The following is a 20,870-nucleotide window of genomic DNA, read 5'->3' as shown; positions in this document are numbered from 1 at the left end:
CCCACCCCGCCCTCGGCCGCTCGCCGAAACCACCCGATCGCGACGAATCCACCCCTTCCTGGCGTCCATTCGGGATGGAATCGTCGGGAAGGGGTGGACTCGGGGATGCCGCCGGGGCCGAGGCCTCGGCGGTGCGGATCAGACCTCCGCGCGGCGGCGGTAGACGCCGACGGCGATCAGGCCGAGGCCGATCAGAGCGACACCGCCGAAGAGCAGGCCCAGCGCAGGCTCACCACCGGTGCGCGGGAGGGACCCGAGCGTCGGGGTGGCCGGTTCCGGCGCCGCGGGCAGCTCGATCACACCGGCGTCCCACGTCGGGTCGATGCCCTCGGTGGCGCTGATGACCGCGTACGGGTAGTCCGTCGTCAGCGCGGCGTTGCCCTCGCCGAGCGTGATCGTGGCGGTCAGCCCCGTCGTCTCATCGGCATCGGAGTCGCCGGCGACATCGTCCCCGGAGAGGGACGAGGTGAACGCGTACATCTCCTGCTGTGCGTCGGTCAGCTCGAACTGCACCGTGTAGTCACCGGCCCGCAGGTCGTCGAACAGGTACAGGCCGTTCTCGTCGGTGGTCGTGTAGTCCACCAGCATGCCGTCCCCGTCGAACAGGCGCACGATCACGCCGTCGAGGGTGTGCTCGCTGTCGGCCTGCACGCCGTCCTTGTCGCTGTCGATCCACACGACGTCTCCGACCGCGTAGGTGCGGTGGATGAAGCCGAAGTCGAGCGTCGCGTCACGGGCGTCGTTGTCGACGAGGTCACCGCTGACGGCCACCCATTCGCTCGAGTCGAGTGCGGCGTCGCCACCGGCGTCCACGAGGGTCGGACGCAGTTCGGTCAGGGCCTCGATGGTCGAGGCGTCCTCCTGATCGATGGTGACGGTGTAGCTCTCGCCCTCGGCGAGCGCGGGCAGGCGGGTGAACTCGTAGAACCCGTTCTCGTCGGTGTACACCGGCTCCACGGCGTCGCCGTCGATGTCGGTGACCGCATCGCCGCCGGGCCCGGTCAGCACCAGCTTGACGCCGGCGATCGGGGTCTCGGCGTCGGAGGTGCCCTGCACGCCGTCGCCGTCCTCGTCGAGCCACACGTAGTCACCCACCGACACCTGCTTGCGGATGACTCCGGCGTCCCACGTCGGGTCGACACCCTCGGTCGCCTCGAACGCCTGGTCGGCGTAGTCGAGGTCGAGCTCGGTGTTGCCTTCGCCGAGCGCGATGACACCGGTGATGCCCGTCTCGACGGCCGCGTCGGAATCGGCGCCGAGCGCGCCGGCCGCAGCGTCGGTCGTGGTGAAGGTGTAGAGCGCTTGCTGCTCCTCCGTGAGGGTGAACCGCACGCGGTACTCCCCCGGCGCGAGCTCGTCGAACAGGTAGCGACCATCCGTGCCGGTGATCACCGGAGCGACACCGTCGACGGGGTCACCGTCGGCGTCCAGCAGGGTGACGCTCACGCCCTCCAGCGGCAGCTCGGCGTCGTCCTGCACGCCGTCACGGTTCTCGTCGATCCAGACGATGTCGCCGATCGCGTAGCTCCGCGGCATGAAGCCGAAGTCGAGCGTCGGATCGATCGCGCCGTTCTCGACCAGGTCGCCGCTGACGGCGCTCCAGTCGTTGGAGTCGCGGGTCGGGTCGTCCCCTTCGCCGGCGGGGGTGGGCCGCAGCTCCCGCAGCGCCTCGACCGTGGACGGGGCGTCGCGGTCGATCGTGACGGTGTAGGACTCTCCCGCCGGCAGCGCCGGCAGGTTGTCGAACAGGTACAGGCCGTCCTCGTCGGTGACCTGCGGCCCGACGGGCTCACCGTCGAGGTCGGTCACCGCCTGACCGTTCGGGCCGGTGATCACCAGCACGACACCGGGGAGGGGCTTCTCGTCGGGCGAGGAGCCCTGGATGCCGTCACCGTCGACGTCGAGCCACACGTAGTCGCTGACGGCGACCTTCTTGCGCACCACACCGGCGTCCCACGTCGGGTCGATGCCCTCGGTGGCGGTGAACGCCTGGTCGGTGTACGAGGAGGTCAGTTCGGCGTTGTCGGCATCCAGTGAGATCACGCCGGTCACGCCGGTCGCGATCGCCGCATCGGAGTCGGCGCCGGTGGCCCCGGCGTCGACGTCGGCTGCGGTGAAGCCGTAGATGAGCGACTGCTCGGCGGTCAGGGTGAACTGCACGCGGTATTCGCCGGCGACGAGCTCATCGAAGATGTAGCGGCCGTCTGCGCCGGTGACCGCGGGATCGACCCCGGCCACGGGATCACCGTCGGCGTCGAGCAGGGTGACGGTGACGCCTTCCAGCGGCAGCTCGGTGTCGTCCTGCACACCGTCGCGGTTCTCGTCGATCCACACCACATCGCCGATGGCGTAGGTCAGGTCGACGAAGCCGAAGTCGAGCGTCGGGTCACGGTCACCGGGCTCGGTGAGATCGGTCGACTCGGCGGTCCAGTCGCTCGAGTCCGCCGCGGTGTCGTCGCCCGCGCCCGGGGTGGTGGGCATGAGGCCCTCGAGCGCGGCGATCGTTCCGGCATCGTCCCGGTCGATGGCGACCGTGTACGACTGCCCCTCCTCCAGGATCGGCAGGTCGACAAACTCGTAGAAGCCGTTCTCATCGGTCACCGCGGTCAGCGGCGCGCCGTCACCGTCGACGACGGGTGCACCGTCGGGGCCGGTGAGGGTCAGCGTCACGCCGGCGATCGGCTCCTCGTCGCCGGAGGTGCCCTGCACCCCGTCGCCGTCGGCGTCGTACCACACGTAGTCACCGACCGACACGACGGTCGGGACCTCGGACGGGTCGTTGTAGAAGCGCACGGTCTCCACCGCACCGTCCTCGGCCACGACGATGCGCACCGGCTCGTCGTCGCGCAGGTAGCCGAAAGGCGCCCGCATCTCGACGAGGGTGTACGTGCCGGGCTCGGGAACGGTCACGGCCTTGTCGCCGCCGTCCGCGCCCGGAACCATGAGGCGTCCGTCCACGACGTAGGCGTCGTCGACCACGGCGTCGCCGGCGGCATCCCGGATCTCGAACCGCGCGTCGCGGTCGGTGATCGAGACGCTCTGGTCGTCGGTGTCGATCTTGAGGATGCTGATCGGGTAGGCGTTGGTCGGCGTGATGGTGGCGCTGGTGCCACCGATCGCGTTGGTGATGCCGACGTCTTCGGTGAAGGAGTCCACCGAGACCTTGACGTAGAGGTCGATGGCGGCGGAGCTGTTGAGCACCGTGTTCTCACGGTTGTTGATCGTGATCACCTCGCGCCCCTCGACGTCGACCTTCGCCGCGACGAGGTTGCCGGGCAGCGAGAAGGTCGAGCCGGCGGTCACGGTGCCGCTGTCGACGTCGGCGGCCTTGACGAACCCGTCGAAGCTCAGCTCGGCCGGCAGCACATCGCGGATCTCGGCGATCGAGACCCCTGCGGTGCCGTACGAGCCGTGCGGGATGACGCGGATGCGGTAGATGAAGCTGTCGGTGTCCATCTCGCCGCCGTCGACACCGACGCGCAGATTCTGCGTCCAGGTCTCGCTGTCGGCGTTGTAGACGGTCTTGGCGACTTCGAGCTCATCGCCGAAACTCGACGCGGTGATCTCCTGGCTGGAGCTGTAGACCAGGCCGTTCTTCGCACCGATCAGGCGGGCGTTGTTGGTGATCTCCAGGGTCTGCTTGCCGACGACGGGCTTGGTCGTCAGCGGGATCAGCACCTCGAGCTTGCGGTCCTCCGACAGGTTCTGGTCGGAGACGGCCTGCGCGAACTTGTCGGTGAAGGTGAACGCGATCGCGCCGGCGTCGTCACGGGTGAGGTCCCAGAACGAGGGATCGAGCGTGACGGAGCCGAGGGTGTTCTCGGACTTGCTGTCGTAGATCACCCGGATCTCCGCCTCGATCGACGCGAGGTCGGTCACGTCGAAGACGTTGGTGTCGGCGAAGTCGACGATGCGCGTATCGGCGGCGATCGACTGCCCCGCGGCGACGGTGAACACGTACGGGATCGTCACCGTCTCTCCGGGGGCGACCGAGAGCTCGTCGTCGGCGGTGCGCTTGGTGAACACACCGTTGTCCGTGCGGGTCTCGGCGGGGTCGCCCAGATCGACGAACGTCGTCGTCGCGGAGTTGTTGTGGGTGCGCTTCTGGGTGTCGTCGTTCCAGATGAAGGAGGCGGTGTTGCGCACCGTGTAGCGGGTGAACCCGACGCCGTCGGTGGACGGGTTGGTGTTCAGGAGATCCGTGATCCGGGCCTTCACTGCCAGGTTGTAGTACGTGGTGGTGTCCTGGCCGACGTTCACGTAGAGCGTCTGGCCGTCGACGGCGTACTGGTTCACGTAGGCGTCGCCCGCGATGGTCTGCTCGATGTTCCCGGTAAGGCCGGTGGCCTCGGTGAAGACGACGTCGGTGCCGTTCTTCGTCGTGGCGGTGAAGAACGACGCGTCGTCGGTCAGCCAGTCGGCCTGGTTCGGCAGGGTGTCCTTGACGATCACGTTCCCGGTGAGCCCGAAGCGCTCGCCGTCGAAGGCCGCGAACTGCGTGAGGTCGGTTCGCAGGGTGTAGGTCACGTCCTGCGGGGCGCTCAGCTCGGCGCCGGACGAGGTCGGATCCACCGGGGTGAAGGGGTTCACCTGGGAGACGTCGACGGTCTTGCGGAACGCGTTGCCGCGGCTGGGCTGCGCCGGCGCGGCGACCGACTTGCCCATCCAGGTCGACGCCTTCGAGGTGGCACCGGTATCGGAGTACGTCACCGTGTTGGCGAAGGTGGTCCGGTAGTTCCCGCCATCCAGCTCGACGGCGTCGTACGCGTCCTGGAGGGTGTCGCGAATGCTCGCGAGGGCGGCGGCGTCCGCGATGCTCGCGGTGTAGGTGAGCCGCAGCTGGGAGTTCGCGGGCAGGTCGACCACGGTCGAGAAGCCGCCGTCTACGACGGTGGCGCTGATCGGGAAGGCCTCGGTCTTCTTGTTCAGCCCGTTCTCATCCCACGAGGTCAGCTCCGCAGCGAAGGAGTCTGCGTTGATGTTCAGGCGCGGGTCGATCGCGTCGGCGATCGTCATCCCCGAGACGGCGCTGGTGGTGTCGATCGAGACGGTGTAGGGAATGGCGACCTGGAGCGCGCTCGCGGCGACCGCGACGACACCGCCCGACACCGAGATGTTGCTGCTCAAACTGTGGGTGCCGACGCTCTTGCCGCGCGCATCTGCGACGTTCTCGAACGCATCGCCGGGCTTCTTCACGATGACGGTGACGTCGGTCGTCTCGGCGTCGACGCTCCAGGTGAGCTTCTGAATGCTGGAGGACTGCACCTCGTCGAGGCGGAACGTGAGGCCCCACAGCCCCTGGTTGATGCTGGGGTCGCGGGGGTCGTCCACGGTGAGCTTCAGCGAGCCGTCGGGCAGTCGCTCGATCGTGTCGAGCACGGTGTTCCCGGGCGGGATCGTCAGGGCCGAGTCGGGGATGGTCACACCCTCGGGCACGCCGATGACGATCTCCTGCCCGTCCGTGAGCTTGGTGCTGTCGTACTGGATGTTGAGGGTGTAGTCGACCCCGGTGGTGACGACGGTGTTGTCGCCGTACTGGTCGGTTCCCCCCGGGTTCAGCGTGACCTTGATCGCGCCGGGTTCGGCCGCCGTCGCGGGGACGACCCCGGTCAGGGCCAGAAGCGCGGTGAGTAGGCCGGCGACGACGGACATGACCGTGGCGCGGAACGGTCGGTCACTCTGTGCGACCTTCCGGTTCTCGGACCTCGATGACTGCATGGCGTGGTTTTCCCCTCGATGTGGACGACGCAACCGACTCCCCGCGTCGGCGTGCACAGGCACGCCGACAGCACTGACTCGCCGCCGATTCGGGCGACGGCGAATCGCTCGCGCGGGGGTGGGCCCGCAGCGTGTGTTCGGTGTCGAAGCACTCGAAACTTAACTACATAAAGTCCTTATAAGCCAATACAAATGATCGATTCATGCGTGTATCGCGCGATAAATCGCCCACCCTTGAGGCTTTCTTGCGTGACATTCTGCGCGGAATGCTCCCCTAGGCGCTTCTTCGGGCTTTGTTGCGGATCGACGCGGCCCGTTTCCCGTCTCCTGACCGCGACGCCCCGATAGCCTTGCCAGGCAACGTCGGGAGGGGAGCCGAACCTTGTACGAGTCGATCGAGGGCTCGGGCCGCGAAGCGACCCGAGCTCGTCTTCTGCGTGCCGCATATGAGGTCTTCGCGGAGGTGGGGCTGGACAAGGCCACCGTGGAAACCATCTGCGCACGCGCGCGATTCAGCCGCGGGGCGTTCTACTCGAACTTCCGCACCAAAGACGAGCTGTTCCTGGAACTGATCGACCACGTGTCCGGCGCGCAGATCCACAAGGCCGAGGACCTGGTCCGGCGGTGGCGCGCGGCGGCGTCGGCGCCCGGGCTGCCGGAGACCTCGGCGGAGAGTCTCGCAGGGGTCATCCAGCGGATCGCCGTCGATGCGACGCAGAGCCGGACCGGGGTCATCCTCATGGCGGAGGTCCGCATCCGTGCGATGCGCGACCCCGAGACAGCGGAGGCCTACCGCGTGCTCCGCGAGCGGACACTGGCCCAGGTCGCTGAGATCATCACCGTCGCGGCTGACATCCCCGCCGAGACGGCACGCGTCGCGATCCCCGAGCTCGCGCGCATGGCGATGGAGGCGTGGGAGGCAGCCGCCACCGAAGCGGTCATCGCCGGGCTCGATGAAGCCGGTATCGCGCGCGCCGTCAGCGACCGTGTCGAGACGGTGGCTCGCCTCACCCTGGAGGCGTGGCCCTCGCCACCGGGCCGAGGGCACAGCTCAGTGGCTGCGCCGACCTCAGACGCCCACGGACGATCCGACCCCTGACGCCGCGGCTCCTCGCGGGGTCAGAAGCCCAGACGCGTGGCGACCACCGAGGCGAGCGCATCGGCGTGCGCACGGGCGTCGCCCTCGGATGCCGCCTCGACCATCACCCGCACGAGCGCCTCGGTTCCCGAGGCGCGCAGGAGCACGCGGCCGCTGTCACCGAGCGCGCGCTCGGCGTCGACGACGGCCTGCGAGACGACCGGGTCGCCGACGCGGGACCGGTCGACCCCGGTGACGTTCACCAGCACCTGCGGGTAGACCGTCATCACGGCGGCGAGCTCTGCGAGGGTCTTCCCCTGCCGCGCCATCTCGGCCGCGAGGTGAAGACCGGTCAGCAGCCCGTCGCCGGTCGTGGCGTACTCGCTCATGATCACGTGCCCCGACTGCTCTCCGCCGAGGGAGTGACCCCCCTCGTTCATGCGCTCCAGGACGTAGCGGTCGCCGACGGCGGTCTGCTCGACGCGGATGCCGTGCGCGGTCATCGCGCGATGCAGACCCAGGTTGCTCATGACGGTTGCAACGAGGGTGTCGTTCGCGAGGCGCCCGCGCTCCTTCATCGCGACGGCGAGGATCGCCATGATCTGATCGCCGTCGACCACGGTGCCGTTCGCGTCGACGGCGAGGCAGCGGTCGGCGTCGCCGTCGTGGGCGATGCCGATGTCGGCTCCGAGGCGGACCACCTCCGCCTGCAGGGGGCCGAGGTGGGTCGACCCGACACCGTCGTTGATGTTCAGCCCGTCGGGGTCCGCGCCGATCACGGTGACCGTCGCGCCGGCGTCGGCGAACGTCTCAGGCGACACCCCGGCAGCGGCACCGTGCGCACAGTCCAGCACGACGTGCAGACCTTCCAGGCGATGCGGCAGCGAACCCAGCAGGTGCACCACGTAGCGATCTTCCGCGTCGGCGAACCGACGGATGCGCCCGACGTCTCCGCCGGTCGGCTGGAGCTTGGGACCGTCCATCGCCGCTTCGATGCGCTGTTCGACCACGTCGGGGAGCTTCACGCCCCCGCGCGCGAAGATCTTGATGCCGTTGTCGGGCGCCGGATTGTGCGACGCCGACACCATCACACCGAACGCCGCGTCGGTGTCGGCGATGAGGAAGGCCGCGGCCGGGGTCGGGAGCACTCCGGCGTCGTACACATCGACACCCGAAGAGGCCAGGCCGGCTGAGACGGCGGCGGTGAGGAACTCCCCCGACACCCGCGGGTCGCGGGCCACCACGGCCGAGAGCCGCTTGCCGGCGGCACGACGCGCGTCCGCCGTACGACCCTGGCCCAGGACGACCGCGGTCGCCTGGGCCAGGGAGAGAGCGAGATCGGCGGTGAGGGGGCCGTTGGCCAGCCCCCGCACCCCGTCCGTACCGAAGATCGGCATGGAGGACGGTTGCTCGATCAGCGCTTCGAGTACTGAGGCGCCTTGCGGGCCTTCTTGAGTCCGGCCTTCTTGCGCTCCTTGACGCGCGCGTCGCGCGAGAGGAAGCCGGCCTTCTTCAGCGCCGGGCGGTTGTTCTCGACGTCGATCTCGTTCAGCGCGCGGGCGATGCCGAGGCGCAGGGCACCGGCCTGGCCCGAGGGGCCACCGCCGTGGATGCGTGCGACGACGTCGTAGCCGCCCTCGAGGCCGAGGAGGGTGAACGGGTCGGTGATCAGCTGCTGGTGCAGCTTGTTCGGGAAGTAGTCCTCGAACGCACGACCGTTGATCGTGATCGTTCCCGAGCCCGGGATCAGCCGCACGCGGGCGATCGCCTGCTTGCGACGGCCGACGGCTGCGCCGGGAACCGAGAGCACGGGGCGCTCGGTCGCGACGACGGTCTCGTCGGCCCGTGTCTCGGTCGAGAAGTTGGAAAGGTCTGCGGAGTCCTGGATGTTCGCCACGAGTGTGTCCTTGTCTGAGGCGGCGCTTACTGGGCGACCTGGTCGAGGGTGTACGTCTGGGGCTGCTGAGCGGCGTGCGGGTGCTCGGCACCGGCGTAGACCTTCAGCTTCGACAGCTGCTGGCGTCCCAGGCTGTTCTTGGGGAGCATTCCGCGCACGGCCTTCTCGACGGCGCGGACGGGGTTCTTCTCGAGGAGCTCCTCGTACGAGACGGCCTTGAGACCGCCCGGGTACCCGGAGTGGCGGTAGGCCATCTTCTTCTGGAGCTTCTGGCCGGTGAGGGCCACCTTGTCCGCATTGACGATGACGACGAAGTCGCCCATGTCCATGTGCGGCGCGAACGTCGGCTTGTGCTTGCCGCGGAGCAGAGCGGCGGCGTGCGAAGCCAGGCGGCCGAGAACGACGTCGGTGGCGTCGATAACGAGCCACTCGCGCTGGGCTTCGCCAGCCTTGGGGGTGTAAGTGCGCGTCACAGTAGTGCTGCTTTCTTGATCGAACGGAGAGGTTCGTGAATCCCGCTCCGGTGGTCGTTCCGAGGCGGATGCCGCGGGGAACAGGCCGGGTGGAGGGCTCACGTTCGCGGTGCCGGGCCAGCAGGGCACAGGCACCAAAGATCAAGGATACGACACGCCGCCCCGATCACCAAACCCCGGTCGAGGTCGGCAGGGTTGCGGTTGGGCGCAACCCTGCCGCCGTCGACCCCCGGGACAGGTCTGCTCGCGTGCGCCGTGCAGCGCTTCGAATCTCTGTGACCCCGTCACCATCGAGTGGGGTGTCTGTCAGGAGTGCAACCTTCCCCAGCAGCATTCCGACACTCACATTGAACGCCGCGACCGGGTCGTTCTCAAGACGTGTTCCGCAAGCGGTCCGCAGGATTGCGCCATGACTTACGCCAACAACAGGATGACACCGCTCCCATTGAAGGCCACGTGCGCAACGACCGCACCGGTCACCCTCCCCGTCGCCGCGACGAGACTTCCGCAGCCGATACCGACCACGATCGAGGCCACGACGAGCGCCCCCGTCGGGGTCACGCCGATCGGACCGATGTGCACGAGCACGAACATGGCGGTGCTCACGGCGATGGCCGCCGCGCGGGCGAGCCACGAGCACCCGCCGAGCTGCGTGATCGCACCTTGCGTGAGCCCGCGGAAGAAGAGTTCCTCGACGATCGGCGAGACGAGGACGTATCCGATGACCAGCACCACCAGCCCGAGCACGACCGTTGCGGCGTCAGCGTCGAGCAGCGCCCCGCCCAGCCCCCCGCTGGTCGGAACCACGAGCTCGACGATGCCCCGCATCGTGGCCGCGAGCGCGAGGCCGAGGAGCACATCGAGTCCGCGGGCTTCGATCCGGGTGCGACGATCAAGGTCCCGCCGTCGTACGCCGGCGACCCGCCAGGCGGCGATGACGGCGAGCACCATCGGAAGGTTGATCAAGACGATGTCGGCGAGCGTGATGGTCCACGCCGGCGCACCTGAATCGACGAGCGGCGACCGCCACGCCGGCGCGAGTGCGACCATGGCGATCGTCGCGACCAGCCCCACCGCGGCGAGGACGAGCGCGCGGCCCGGGCGTCGGAACGAGAAAAACGGAAGCCCCGGGGATGAACCCGGGGCTTCCGTCACGAAACCGTGGTGTCGATCAGGACAGCGTCAGCTGTTCTGCGCGGCGCGGCGGCGGGCAGCCGCGGCGGTCACGGCGATGCCGCCGAGGCCGACCGCGCCGATGCCGAGCCAGATCGCGCCCATCGGCACGTCGCCACCCGTGGCCGGCAGCTCGCCGGAGCCGGAGCCGCCGTCGGCGGCAACCGTGATCGACGTCGAGGTGATGAAGTTGCCGTCGGTGTCGGTGAGGACGACCTCGTAGGTGCCCGCGCCGCCGCCGGTGAAGGTCGCCGACGCCGACCCGTTGTCGACATCCTTGGTGACCGAGTAGACGGTGTCACCGGACGCGGCGTACGCGATCGAGGTGAGCGAGGCGCCGCTCGGACCGGTGATGACGAACACGACCTGGTCGTAGCCGCCGAGTCCGGTGAAAGTGATGGTCGTCGACTCGCCCGGCGCGATGACCGGGTCGGAGACGGCGCCGCCCGAGGGCGTGTACGCGGTTGCGGCGGTCGAGCCACCGAGGACGAGCGCGCCGGCGATAGCGAGCGCGGCGAAAGACTTTTTGAACACGGGACTCCCAACAGTTCCGAGTAGCGGCAATATTCTCGAGGAAGCGGTCTTCGGACCTCGCCCGACGAGAGGCTGAAGTGACCTGTGTGACTGCTGTGTGTACGAGAGGCTACCCCCCTCACGTTCTCCCAGGCTAGAGCCTGAGGTGCCGCGAACCAAACCCGCGACGTAAACGTCCTGTAAACGGATGCCCTGAGAAAACACCGAACGGGGCCGATGCCTCAGCTCAACGCGGTGCCGACGAGAGCCAACGCCACCCACGCCCCGTTGAAGGCGGCATGGGTGAGGATCGCGGCCCAGATGCGGCCGGTGAGCAGGACGAGGGTTCCGCAGACGAGTCCGAGCAGCCCGACCGAGACGACCTGGTCGAGCGCGAGGTCGCCGATGAGGCCGTGCACGAGCACGAACAGCCCGCTCGAGAACAGCACCGCCGCGACCCCCGCGACGACCGCGCCGCACGGGCGACGCAGGACGGTGTACAGCGCGACGAGGACGACGGCGCGGAAGAAGAATTCCTCGACGGCGGGGGCGATGATCACCGGGGCGACGACATCGGCGAACACCCAGCCGTCGGGAAGCCGGCCGCCGATCCGCTCGAAGGCGGGGAAGTCCGCCCCGCCCCCGGACGCGGCTTCGAGCCAGCCCTGGACGAGACGCAGCATCACGCCGAGAGTGAGGCCGAACAGCACGTCGATCGCACGGACGCGCAGGAGCCCCGCGGGGCGTGAGCGGGTGAAGGCGAACACGACCGGCCCGACCATGCCGGCCCACAGCAGCACCGTCGCCGCCGACGACATCCCCGGCCAGAGCACGGTGACCGCGGTCGCGGCGAGCACCCCCATGCCGAGCCCGCCCAGAGCCACGGCCAGCACCCACTCCCGCCATCGCCGCACGGTCCGCCCGCCCAACCGCCAGTCGGTCCGCCGCGAACGCCGACGGGAGCGATCGCGGCGCACGGGCGACTCCTCGGGCAGGTGCTCGAGGCGCTCGACGGTCGGCGCGACCTCGTCGCTAGAGTGGGCGGGCACGCGAACACGCTACCGGGGCCGGCGACGCCCCACGCACGCGAGGAGTCCACGGTTGGTCGAGCTCATCACCGTCTGCACCGGCAACATCTGCCGTTCCCCGCTGGCGGCGCAGCTGCTGCAGACACGTCTGGCCGATCTCGGCCCGCGGGTGACCAGTGCCGGAACACGCGGATTGGCGGCGGCGCCGATGACCCGGGAGTCCGCCTACCTGGCGCAGCATCTCGGCGTGCCCGCTGAGGTGTCGGCGGCGCACCGCTCGCGGTTCCTGCAGGAGTCCGACCTCCACTCCCCGGACCTGGTCCTCGCGATGGCCCGCGAACACCGTCGCGACATCGCCGAGCTCGCCCCCGCCCGCCTGCGCCACACTTTCACGGCGCGCGAGTTCGCCCGCCTCGCGGTCGCGACACCCGACGCCGACCTCCTCGCGGCCGCCGACGGCGCCGGGGCTGGTGACGGCGATCGACTCCGGGCCGCCGCGGAGGTGCTCGCCGCCCGACGCGGCCTCACCCCTCCCCCGGCCGATCCGGGAGACGACGACGTCGTCGACCCGTTCCGGCGTGAGTGGGAGGTCTATCAGCGGTCGGCAGCGCAACTCGTCCCCGCCGTCGAGGAGGTCGTCCGCGTCGTCCGGCTGGTCTGCGCACCCCGCTGAGCGGCTCTCCGCGGGCGACGGGCCGCTGAACGACCGCCCCACACCGCGTCACCGCCTGACACATCGGCTGTGGCAGGATTGGCGCCAGTATGGAGCTCACCGATTACATCCGCATTCTGCGCAAGAACTGGCTGATCATCGTGGTCGCGACGCTCCTCGGCGTCGGCACCGCCGCCGCGTACTCCCTCACCCGGGTTCCGCAGTACGAGGCGTCCAGCACGGTCTTCGTCTCGACGCAGTCCGGTTTCACCGTCTCGGAGCTGCAGCAGGGGGCGAACTTCACGCAGTCGCGCATGACGACCTACGCCGAGTTGGTGACCAAGCCGATCGTCACCAATCCGGTCATCGCCGAGCTCGGTCTCGGGGTCACCTCGGACTCGCTGTCGACGAAGGTGTCCGCCTCCAACCCCCTCAACACGCAGCTGGTGACGATCACGGTCACCGACCCCGACCCGGTGCAGGCGGCGAACATCGCCAACGCGCTCGGCGCGAGCCTGTCCTCGGCGGTCGAAGCGATCGAGAACACCACCGGTGCCGAGACCAGCCCCGTCCGCCTCACCCGCGTCGAAGACGCCATCCCGCCGCTGAGCCCCTCGAGCCCCAACGTGCCGCTGAACCTCGCGCTGGGCGCTCTGGTCGGCCTCGCCCTCGGCGTGGGCGTTGCCGTCCTGCGATCGGTGGTCGACACCCGCATCCGCACCCCGCGCGATGTCGAGCTGGTCACCGACACACCCCTCATCGGCGCGATCGCGTTCGACCCCAAGGCGAAGGAACGACCGCTGATCGTCCACGCCGATCCGCTGAGCCCACGTGCCGAGTCGTTCCGCACGATGCGCACGAACCTGCAGTTCCTCGACATGGAGGGCCGGTCGAGCTTCGTCGTGACCTCGAGCGTGCCGAGCGAGGGCAAGTCGACGACCACGATCAACCTCGCGATCGCGCTCGCGGACGCCGGAAAGCGCGTGGCTCTTCTGGACACCGATCTGCGCAAGCCGAAGGTCGCCGAGTACCTCGGCATCGAGGGGGGCGCGGGCCTGACCGACGTCCTCATCGGCCGCGCGCGCGTCGGGGATGTCATGCTGCCCTGGGGCCACCGCAGCCTGTATGTGCTCCCGGCCGGGAAGATCCCGCCGAACCCCAGCGAGCTGCTCGGGTCGAAGCAGATGGAGACACTGCTGAACGTGCTCGAGCGCGACTTCGACGTCGTGCTGTGCGACGCTCCGCCGCTGCTGCCGGTGACCGACGGGGCGATCCTGGCGAAGTCCACCTCGGGCGCGATCGTCGTGATCGCAGCAGGACGCACGAACCGCCACCAGCTCTCCGGAGCCATCGACGCCCTCGGCACGGTCGGCGCGAAGATCGCCGGGGTCGCCCTCACGATGGTTCCCACCCGCGGCCCCGACTCCTACTACGCCTACGGCGCCGGGTACGGCTATGGCTACGGCTACCGTGAGCAGCCGGCGAAGAAGCGCGGCACGCGACGCACCGCCGCGCCCGCCCCGGTCGAGCCCGAGACCGAGGCCGCCCCGATGGACGAGAGCTTCTTCGGCCTCGCCGCGCCCGACGACCCCGCGACGGCGCCGGAGACCACCGTCGCGGAAGCCCCGGCGCGGCGTCGCTCGACGGCGACCGCAGATGCGCCGCCGGTGCCCGCCACGCGCGCCGAAGCGTCCGGGACCGCCCCCGAACAGGCCCCGGAGGACGACTCCGCCTGGCGCCCGAACACCCCGTAACCCGGATGGCCGGGGGAAGATCGGGGACACCCGCGAGTGCCCAGTGGGGCGCGATCGCGCTCGTGGTCGTGCTCGCGCTGGCGGTCGGCGCGGTCGCGTACCTCGCATACGACCGCGCCAATCCCGCCGCCGACGGGCAGAGCGCCGCCCCGGTGCCGACCTTCTCGCTGGGGGTCGAGACGGCGTCGCCGACGCCCACGGCCGCCGCGACCGAGACGACCGAGGTGGCACGCGAGGACGACCGCTTCCTCTCGATCGGCAGCGCCGCGTGGTGGCGGTCCACCGCAGGGGCATGCGGGGGCGCGGAACCGCTCGTGGAACGCTCCGACGACCAGGGCCAGACGTGGGTCGACGTGACCGGGCGCTACCGCGACATCGCCGCCGTGGCATCGCTCGATGCCTTCGCCGACACCGAAGCCGAGATGGTGGTGGGTGTCGGCGAGGACTGCACGACCCAGGGGTGGCGCACGTTCACGCAGGGCACCTTCTGGGAGCCCTACGACGATCTCGTGCTGTCGGCGGGGCGATACATCTCACCGGTCGACGCCGCCATCGTCGAGACCCCGTCCGGCGCGGTCGACGCGCCCTGCTCGGAAGCCCGCGGTCTGCGCGCGTCGGGAGATGTCGTCGCGCTCATCTGCGACGCCCAGGCGTGGGTTCTCGGCGCCGATGGGCAGACATGGGCGCCGGTGGCGGACGCCGCGGCCGTTTCGGTCGACGGGGCCGACATCGTCCTCGCCGGCTCCTCCCCCGACTGCGACGGCGTCTCACTCACCCGCTACCTCGGCGCGGATCCCGAGGCTGCGCAGCCCGTGGGATGCGCCGAGGGCACCGCGGCCGACGCACCCACCGCGATCGCCGCGACCGCCGACGGTTTCGTCGTGTGGGCGGGCGAAGACCTCACGCCGGTTTCCCGCTGAGGGGCGCCGCAGCGTCGGTCCGCGGCACGCGTCACGGCATCGACTCGTGCAGCTCGCGCGCGCGGAGCGTGCGAGAGGTGGTCACCGGGTGGGTGGCCAGCACGACCTTGCCTCGCGAGTGCAGCTTCTCCAGGTCGTCGTAGGCTTCGACGATCTCCTCCAGCGGATACAGGCCCGACACGAGCAGCCGGAAGCTCCCGGTGCCGGCAAGTCGCGAGACCTGACGGAGGCGCTCGGTGCCGTGGGCGACCGACTCCGGGTCGTCGCGGAGCAGCGCGAGCTCGATGTCGCGGCGGTCCTCACTGGAGCGATACTTCTCCGCGGGCACCCCGAGGGCGTCGGCGACGTTCTCGGTGTCCTTGCCGAAGTTGTCGATGTACGCGGTCACCGGAGCACCACGGGCTGCTTTCCGGATGCGCTCGACGATCCCGGGGCCGTACTCGACGGGCGTGATGCCGATCTGCCGCAGGTAGTCGAAGTTCCGCGCCCCGCACGTGCCGATGACCCGTGCGCCGCGGTGCGCGGCCAGCTGCACCTGGATGCTTCCGACACCTCCGGCGGCCGCGGTGACGACGAGGGTGTCGTCGGGTCCGATGCGGAGGTTTTCGAGCACCTCCAAGGCCGTGGCTCCGGCGAGGTACAGACCTCCGGCGGTCTCCCAGTCGACACCGCCGGGCTTGGGCACGACATGGGTCTCGGGGACGTTGAGGTGACTGGCGTGCGCCCCGGTCCGCACGTGACCGACCACGTCCGCACCGACCCGCACCGACGAGACGTTCTCGCCCGTCGCGATGACGATGCCGGCGAAATCGCTTCCGGATCCGCGCGGCCACGGGTCATCCGCCCACGTCTCCTCGCGTCCGTTGCGGAGGAAGGCCTCCATGTGGTTGATGCCGGCCGCGATGACCTCGACGCTCACCTCGTCCGGGCCTGGGGGCGGCAGGGGGAACGAGTGCTTGGCGAGCACGTCGGCGTTCCCGTAGTGGGTGTAGCGATAGGCGTATGCGGCAGGGGACTTCTTCGTCTTCATGGCGACCTCCGGAGAGGTATTCCGGATGGAGCGCCCTCCCGGATGCACCCGTATGATGGTCGGACGCAAGGGGAGTACTCCCGTCTGCGGTGGACGCGTCATGACGGACGCGACGAGGCGTTCCGCGTCCACCGGGTCCGCGCGACCGGAAGAGACCTTGGCCCGTCAGCCACCGTCCCTTCAGGAGCCGCCATGTCCGTCACCCCCTTGGTCTGGATCGTCACCCTCGCGATCACGGTCGCGTTCTTCGTCTACGAGTTCTTCGCGCATGTGCGCAAGCCGCACGAGCCCTCGATCGGCGAGGCCGCGCGGTGGTCGGCGTTCTACATCGGCCTCGCGTTGCTGTTCGGCGTCGGCCTCGGTGCGGCGGCGGGGTGGACCTACGGCGGGGAGTATTTCGCCGGCTACCTCACCGAGAAGGCGCTGTCGATCGACAATCTCTTCGTCTTCCTCCTGCTGATGACCGGCTTCGCGGTGCCGAAGATCTATCAGCAGAAGGTGCTCATGATCGGGATCGTGATCGCGTTGGTGCTCCGTGGCATCTTCATCGCGATCGGAGCGGGCCTCATCGCGAACTTCTCGTGGATCTTCTACGTCTTCGGTGCCCTCCTGCTCGTCCTCGCCTATCGCCAGGCGTTCGCGGGAGACGACCACGACCCCGCCCACGGCCGCTTCATGACCTTCGTCCGGCGGCACCTGCCGGTCAGCGACACGTACGACGGCGACCGGCTGACGACGATGAAGGACGGCAGACGTTTCGTCACGCCGATGTTCCTGACGATCGTCGCCATCGGCTTCATCGACCTCATCTTCGCCGTGGATTCGATCCCCGCGATCTACGGACTGACCGAGGAGGCGTACATCGTCTTCACCGCCAACGCCTTCGCCCTGATGGGTCTGCGCCAGCTGTTCTTCCTCATCGGCGGACTGTTGGAGCGCCTGGTCTACTTGGCGCAGGGGCTGGCCGTGATCCTGGGGTTCATCGGGGTCAAGCTCATCCTGCACGCTCTGCACGTGAACGAGCTGCCGTTCATCAACGGTGGGAACGGTGTGGCGTGGGCGCCGGAGATCCCGATCTGGTTCTCGCTGCTGTTCATCGCGGCCACGATCGCCGTGGCGACGATCGCGAGTCTGGCGAAGACCCGCGCCGATCGACGTGCGGACATCGAGGCGGGTGATCGCTCCCCGTCGTCCTGACGGAGCGGCGGCGGCAGCCGCCGTCAGTCGCTGAGCGCCCGGAGCCGCACCGGATCGAACCACACCGCGCGGATCATCTCGAAGCCCTCGATCGCGTCGTAGGGCGAAGTGGACCGCTCGGAGGGGTCCGGCCGGTAGCCGCGCGGGATGTCGTCGACGTACTGCCCGTCACGGGGCCCGCCGACCAGAACATAGATCACGGCGCATCCACCGCCACCGCATCGACGGCGGCCGACATCCGATCGAGAAAGGCGATCACGGCCTCGGCCTCGGCCGCGCTCATCCCCTCGACGGCGGCGTACATCCGGTCGTGCATGCTCCCCAGGGTCTCGCGCACCTCGTCTTCGGTCAAGGCGGTGGCGCGGACGAAGATGCTGCGCCGATCGTCGGGGTTGGCCACCCGCGTGATGTGACCGGATTTCTCCAGGCGATCCAGCAGAGCCGTCATGGAGGCCGTGGAGACCCCGAGGTAGGCCGCGAGCTCGACCGGACGCACGAGGGTGTCGCCGCGTCGGATGAGGTAGCGCAGGACGAGCAGTTCGTTCTCGCCCATCGCCATGGATTCCCGGGTACGTCGCCGCATCGCCATCTCAGCGGCGCGGTACAACCGCAGGGCCTCGAGCACGGCGCGCGATCTCGCGCGGGCATCGGCGAGGTCCGCTTCGTACCAGTAGCCGGCGAGGTCCACGTTCATCGGTGTCGCCGCACCGACATTCGGCCGGACGGGAGCGGACGTGCTCCGCTCGATGTCTTGTGCTGTCTTCACCGCTTCCTCCTCTCCGTGCGACCGATCGATTTTTCCCTTTCTTGCGAAGTAACTAGACAAGCTAGTAAAAATACGTAAGAGTAAGTCACATCGTAATCCACTTGAGCTTGAAGGGGAATCTCATGGGACGCCTTTACTACGCGAACGCCGTCGAACCGATCGAGCTGCCCGACCGGCTCCTGGCGCACGTCAAGGTGATCGTCGGCACGAAGCTGCGCCGCGGCGAGAGCTTCACGCTCTCGTGGAAGCACGCGGCCGATCAGGAGGAGGGGCGGACCACGCTGTGGCTCCAGCCGTCGATCCCCCTGCGCTTCGTCTTCGAATCCGCCGAGCCGGAGAAGCTCAACCAGCCGATCCTGAAGCACATGGCCGAGATGGCCAACTCGTCGGCGGGCCTCACCGTCGACCTCGACGAGGAGATCCCCGAGATGGAGGCGCCCCAGGCGCCCACTCGGATGCGACCGATCACATCGCGCACACCGGTGCGCGCACGAACCACGGTCGCCGCCTGATCGGCCGACCCATCGGGAGCACCCCCCTCAGACCGGGTGCTCCTTCCCCGGCCGGCGCGGCGGAGACCCCCACTCCCCGCGCCGGCCTCCCACCCTCAGGTGGGAATGGCAGACATCAGCTGCAGCAGGTTCCCCCGCCGATGTCGGTGGAGCACACCCCCGTCGCCGGCAGGTCCAGTTGCACCGCCGTCGCGGCGCGCATATCGCCGTCGAGCCACGCGGCGATGGATCGCACCTGCTCGTATCCGGTGGCGAGCAGGAACGTCGGAGCGCGGCCGTAGGACTTCATACCGACGATGAAGAAGCCCTTCTCCGGGTGGGTCAGCTCCCCGAAACCGTGCGGCTCGACCGTGCCGCACGAGTGGAGATTCGGGTCGATGAGCGGCGCGAGTCGCCGGGGCGCTTCGACGACGTCGTCGAGGTCGAAGCGGATCTCGCGCAGCATGTCGAGGTCGGGGCGGAACCCGGTCGCATTGACGACGACGTCGCTGACGTGTGTCGCCGCTTCGCCGTGTCGCGTGCCCGTCAGGCGAACTCCCGCCTCGCAGGCGTCGACGGCCGAGATCTCGAACGAGTCGACCTTCTGCACGCGCCCCTGCGCCACCAGTCGGTCGAGCTTCGACCCGAGCGCCGCACGATACGCCAGGTCATCGTCTTCGGAGGAGGTCACGCGCGCGGCGGCGGCGTTGCGGATGAGCCACGTCACGCGGGTCTCGGGATCGTCGGCAGCCAGGTCGGCCAGCGCGAGCAGGGTGTTGGCCGCGGAGTGCCCGGCACCGACGACCGTGGTGTGGCGGCCGGCGAACAGGGCACGATCGACCCCCGACACGTCAGGCAGGGCGTGCACGATGCGGTCCCCCGCTCCGGACCCGAGCGGTGTCAGGCCGGTCGACGAGAGCGGGTTCGGCGAGGTGTAGGTGCCGGACGCGTCGATCACCGCCCGCGCGACGATCTCGCGAACCTGCCCGTCGCTCTCGCGGACGCGCAGCACGAACGGCGTGGTGTCCCTCCCGGCACTGCGCGTGCGGTCCATGCCGCGTCGGGCGACGGCGGTGACGGTCACCCCCACGCGGATGCGTCCGTCGAGCGCCGCGGTGCGCGAGAGCGGCTCGAGGTAGCGCCCCACGAGGTCGGCGCCGTTGGGCACCCGCCCCAGGCTCGGCTCTTCCCACCCGTCCGCCTCGAGCAGGCGCCGCGCGGCCGGATCGATGAGGTATCGCCACGGGGAGAACAGCCGGGTGTGGCCCCACCGCCGGATCGCGGCGCCGACCCGCTCGCCCGCCTCGAGGACCTCGAACGCGATCCCCCGCTCGGCCAGATGGGCGGCGGCGGCCAGACCCACCGGCCCGGCTCCGATGATCGCGACCGGCAGTCCGGTGAGGGCGTCGGCGACGGACGCACGGGGGGTCAGGTCGAGCAGGGTCACGGGATCCTCCGGAGATATCGAGATCGGTCGATACAGTCTCCGCGCCTATATCGATGTTTGTCAATATCGATTAGTATCGATGGATGCCGACCGCCCTCCCCCTCCTTCCGCGCGAGAGCGACGACGCCGCGTGCGGGCGCCCCGCCCCTGCCGCAGCACTTTCCGACACGGACGCCACCGACCTCGCGCGCGCACTGAAGGCACTCGCGGATCCGACTCGGCTGCGACTGCTGTCGATCGTGGCGGCCTCGCCCGACGGCGAAGCGTGCGTGTGCGATCTCACCGAGCCGGTGGGCCTGTCGCAGCCGACCGTTTCACACCACCTGAAAGTCCTGACCGAAGCCGGATTTCTGATCCGCAGCAAGCGCGGCACGTGGGCGTACTTCCGCGTCGTCCCGGGGGCGGTCGATCGCATCGCCGCCCTCCTGCCCCGGTGACGGGCCGGCGAGGCCGGAGATCGGCGCAGCCCGGATAGCGGCGCAGTCCGCATCGCACAGACACGAAGGGGCCCCTCGCCTACCCGATGGCGAGGGGCCCGGAATCCGTGGTGTCCGCGTGCCTTCCCCAAGGTCGCTGTCCACGTCTTCCCGCAGGCGGCAGATACGTCGCTGACATCCGAGCACTGGGAGAAAATCGGATGCGCTGGCGACGTCCCGAACTGCCGTATGGAGATCGTTTCGTGCCCTGCAGGATCGATCCTCCCGCGTCGCGAGGCTCGACCGGAGGCCCTTGA

At 69.4% G+C, this 20,870-nt stretch carries 18 protein-coding genes; 7 read left to right on the top strand and 11 right to left on the bottom strand.

Going from position 1 to position 20,870, the window contains the following annotated elements:
• Positions 1-138 precede the first annotated feature (138 nt).
• The gene (locus tag RZO50_RS07485) at positions 139-5,718 is read right to left on the bottom strand and encodes an SdrD B-like domain-containing protein (RefSeq protein WP_322599090.1); all 5,580 of its coding nucleotides are present in this window, start codon (positions 5,716-5,718) and stop codon (positions 139-141) included.
• 382 nt (positions 5,719-6,100) lie between these two features.
• Here RZO50_RS07485 and RZO50_RS07480 point away from each other — a divergent pair, with 382 nt between their 5' ends.
• Positions 6,101-6,817, top strand: coding sequence for a TetR/AcrR family transcriptional regulator (locus tag RZO50_RS07480; RefSeq protein WP_322599089.1), 717 nt, complete (start codon positions 6,101-6,103; stop codon positions 6,815-6,817).
• Between the two features lie 20 nt (positions 6,818-6,837).
• Here the strand turns inward: RZO50_RS07480 and glmM are convergent, their stop codons facing one another.
• From glmM to RZO50_RS07450, 6 genes are all read right to left on the bottom strand, one after another.
• The gene (gene glmM, locus RZO50_RS07475) at positions 6,838-8,193 is read right to left on the bottom strand and encodes a phosphoglucosamine mutase (protein ID WP_322599088.1); all 1,356 of its coding nucleotides are present in this window, start codon (positions 8,191-8,193) and stop codon (positions 6,838-6,840) included.
• Between the two features lie 17 nt (positions 8,194-8,210).
• A complete protein-coding gene (rpsI, locus tag RZO50_RS07470) occupies positions 8,211-8,693 on the bottom strand; it encodes a 30S ribosomal protein S9 (protein WP_322599087.1) in 483 nt (160 codons plus the stop codon).
• A gap of 26 nt (positions 8,694-8,719) precedes the next feature.
• On the bottom strand, positions 8,720-9,166 hold the full coding sequence (gene rplM / locus RZO50_RS07465; RefSeq protein WP_322599086.1) for a 50S ribosomal protein L13: 447 nt from the start codon (positions 9,164-9,166) through the stop codon (positions 8,720-8,722).
• Positions 9,167-9,580: 414 nt separating this feature from the next.
• On the bottom strand, positions 9,581-10,321 hold the full coding sequence (locus RZO50_RS07460) for a CPBP family intramembrane glutamic endopeptidase (protein ID WP_322599085.1): 741 nt from the start codon (positions 10,319-10,321) through the stop codon (positions 9,581-9,583).
• Positions 10,322-10,348: 27 nt separating this feature from the next.
• Positions 10,349-10,873 carry an LPXTG cell wall anchor domain-containing protein gene (locus tag RZO50_RS07455; RefSeq protein ID WP_322599084.1) on the bottom strand — a complete coding sequence of 175 codons (525 nt, stop codon included), beginning with the start codon at positions 10,871-10,873 and terminating at the stop codon, positions 10,349-10,351.
• Positions 10,874-11,094: 221 nt separating this feature from the next.
• Positions 11,095-11,901 (bottom strand): CPBP family intramembrane glutamic endopeptidase, encoded by an 807-nt coding sequence (locus RZO50_RS07450; RefSeq protein WP_322599083.1) that lies wholly within the window; start codon positions 11,899-11,901, stop codon positions 11,095-11,097.
• Between the two features lie 52 nt (positions 11,902-11,953).
• Between RZO50_RS07450 and RZO50_RS07445 the strand changes: the two genes are divergently transcribed.
• From RZO50_RS07445 to RZO50_RS07435, 3 genes are all read left to right on the top strand, one after another.
• A complete protein-coding gene (locus RZO50_RS07445) occupies positions 11,954-12,553 on the top strand; it encodes a low molecular weight phosphatase family protein (protein WP_322599082.1) in 600 nt (199 codons plus the stop codon).
• An 89-nt stretch (positions 12,554-12,642) separates the two neighbouring features.
• The gene (locus RZO50_RS07440) at positions 12,643-14,286 is read left to right on the top strand and encodes a tyrosine-protein kinase domain-containing protein (RefSeq protein ID WP_322599081.1); all 1,644 of its coding nucleotides are present in this window, start codon (positions 12,643-12,645) and stop codon (positions 14,284-14,286) included.
• Between the two features lie 5 nt (positions 14,287-14,291).
• Positions 14,292-15,206 carry a hypothetical protein gene (locus RZO50_RS07435; protein WP_322599080.1) on the top strand — a complete coding sequence of 305 codons (915 nt, stop codon included), beginning with the start codon at positions 14,292-14,294 and terminating at the stop codon, positions 15,204-15,206.
• Between the two features lie 31 nt (positions 15,207-15,237).
• Here the strand turns inward: RZO50_RS07435 and RZO50_RS07430 are convergent, their stop codons facing one another.
• A complete protein-coding gene (locus RZO50_RS07430) occupies positions 15,238-16,236 on the bottom strand; it encodes an NADP-dependent oxidoreductase (RefSeq protein ID WP_322599079.1) in 999 nt (332 codons plus the stop codon).
• A 192-nt stretch (positions 16,237-16,428) separates the two neighbouring features.
• On the opposite strand from RZO50_RS07430, the gene RZO50_RS07425 reads away from it, so the two are divergent.
• Complete coding sequence (locus tag RZO50_RS07425; RefSeq protein ID WP_322599078.1) at positions 16,429-17,433, top strand: TerC family protein; 1,005 nt, start codon at positions 16,429-16,431, stop codon at positions 17,431-17,433.
• A 23-nt stretch (positions 17,434-17,456) separates the two neighbouring features.
• Here RZO50_RS07425 and RZO50_RS07420 read toward each other — a convergent pair whose 3' ends face one another.
• Positions 17,457-17,633 (bottom strand): hypothetical protein, encoded by a 177-nt coding sequence (locus RZO50_RS07420; RefSeq protein WP_322599077.1) that lies wholly within the window; start codon positions 17,631-17,633, stop codon positions 17,457-17,459.
• A complete protein-coding gene (locus RZO50_RS07415; protein WP_322599076.1) occupies positions 17,630-18,199 on the bottom strand; it encodes a MarR family winged helix-turn-helix transcriptional regulator in 570 nt (189 codons plus the stop codon). The genes RZO50_RS07420 and RZO50_RS07415 overlap by 4 nt, the downstream gene beginning before the upstream one ends.
• Positions 18,200-18,321: 122 nt before the next feature.
• On the opposite strand from RZO50_RS07415, the gene RZO50_RS07410 reads away from it, so the two are divergent.
• Positions 18,322-18,711, top strand: a complete 390-nt coding sequence (locus RZO50_RS07410) for a DUF7882 family protein (RefSeq protein ID WP_322599075.1) — start codon at positions 18,322-18,324, stop codon at positions 18,709-18,711.
• 115 nt (positions 18,712-18,826) lie between these two features.
• Here RZO50_RS07410 and RZO50_RS07405 read toward each other — a convergent pair whose 3' ends face one another.
• Positions 18,827-20,137 carry an FAD-dependent oxidoreductase gene (locus RZO50_RS07405; RefSeq protein WP_322599074.1) on the bottom strand — a complete coding sequence of 437 codons (1,311 nt, stop codon included), beginning with the start codon at positions 20,135-20,137 and terminating at the stop codon, positions 18,827-18,829.
• Between the two features lie 83 nt (positions 20,138-20,220).
• Between RZO50_RS07405 and RZO50_RS07400 the strand changes: the two genes are divergently transcribed.
• Entirely contained in the window at positions 20,221-20,574 is a 354-nt protein-coding gene (locus RZO50_RS07400; protein ID WP_322599073.1) for an ArsR/SmtB family transcription factor, read from the top strand.
• Positions 20,575-20,870: the final 296 nt, after the last annotated feature.

The sequence above is a fragment of the Microbacterium xanthum genome (genome assembly GCF_034531355.1).
Lineage (GTDB): Bacteria > Actinomycetota > Actinomycetes > Actinomycetales > Microbacteriaceae > Microbacterium > Microbacterium xanthum.
The sequence above is the reverse complement of the archived record's forward strand: the minus strand, read 5'-3'. Positions and strand labels throughout refer to the sequence as shown.